Source organism: Pseudomonas sp. LAIL14HWK12:I7 (assembly GCF_000483465.1).
Lineage (GTDB): Bacteria > Pseudomonadota > Gammaproteobacteria > Pseudomonadales > Pseudomonadaceae > Aquipseudomonas > Aquipseudomonas kermanshahensis.
Genome location: NZ_AXYZ01000033.1, coordinates 1 through 1,241 on the forward strand (window position 1 = coordinate 1; position 1,241 = coordinate 1,241).

At 59.5% G+C, this 1,241-nt stretch carries 1 protein-coding gene; it reads right to left on the minus strand.

All coding sequences use genetic code 11. The features are described from left to right. Window positions 1-1,241, minus strand: a 1,241-nt coding sequence (locus tag D886_RS28415; RefSeq protein ID WP_033694286.1) for an immunoglobulin-like domain-containing protein, incomplete at both ends; no start/stop codon positions are given.

A 1,241-nucleotide genomic window follows, 5' to 3' on the forward strand; every position in this document is an offset into this window, starting at 1 on the left:
GTGACCGAAGGCGTAGCGGTCAGCTTGGCCACCACGTCATCCGTGGTGTCAGTCACTTTGACCGAAGCGGCGTCGCCCAGCTGCAGGTTTTCGAAGGCACGGCCGTCGATGTCTGCTGCCGACTTGACGCCCAACTCGATCTCACCGGCGTCTTTATAGACGTCATCGCCTTGCGCGTCGTGGGTGTACGGCGCGCTGGTTTCACCGGCCTTGATGGTGACGGTAGCGTTGTTGCTCAGGGTCACGACCAGATCGTGAGCCAGCGCGGTATTGATGTGCACGGTGAAGGTCGGCTTCACGTTTTCAGCCACCGATACCTGATCGGCGGTGATGGTGACCTTGACCAGATCGCCTTCGTTGCCAGCGCCCGGAGTACCCGAGCCCGGCTCATCGGTGACAGCAGTGCTGACTGGGGTCTTGTCCAGAACCAGGTTCTCGAACTTACCGACATCAGCGCCATCGACGGCGGCGATCGATTTGATCACCGCGTCGTTGGTACCGACGTAGACGTTATCCGGAGCAGTCACGGTGGTGAAGCCGGTAGTGCTGTTGGCCGGGACCGTGATGACGGTGGTGCCATCACTCAGGGTGAAGGTCAGCGCCGAGTGCTTGTCGATCGGCAAGCCATCTTTGTTGGTCAGGGTGATGGTGTAAGTGATCGCACCGCCTTCGGTAACCGAAGGAGTGGCAGTCAGCTTGGCCACGACATCGTCAGTGGTGTCGGTGACTTTGACCGACGCCGCATCGCCCAGCTGCAAGTTCTCGAAAGCACGACCGTCAACATCGACGGCGGATTTGATGCCCAGCTCGATTTCACCGGCGTCTTTGTAGACGTCATCGCCCTGCGCTTCGTGAGTGTACGGCGCACTGGTTTCGCCAGCTTTGATGGTGACGGTAGCGTTGTTGCTCAGGGTCACGACCAAGTCGTGAGCCAGCGCAGTATTGATGTGAACGGTGAAGGTCGGTTTGACGTTCTCGGCGACCGATACCTGGTCAGCGGTGATGGTGACTTTGACCAAATCGCCTTCGTTGCCGGCACCCGGAGTACCCGAGCCAGGCTCGTCAGCAACAGCGGTGCTGACCGGCGTCTTGTCCAGGACCAGGTTTTCGAACTTGCCAACATCCGCGCCATCAACGGAAGCGATCGATTTGATCACTGGGTCGTTGGTACCGGTGTAGACGTTGTCCGGGGCAGTCACGGTGGTGAAACCAGTGGTGCTGTTGGCCGGAACCGTGATGAC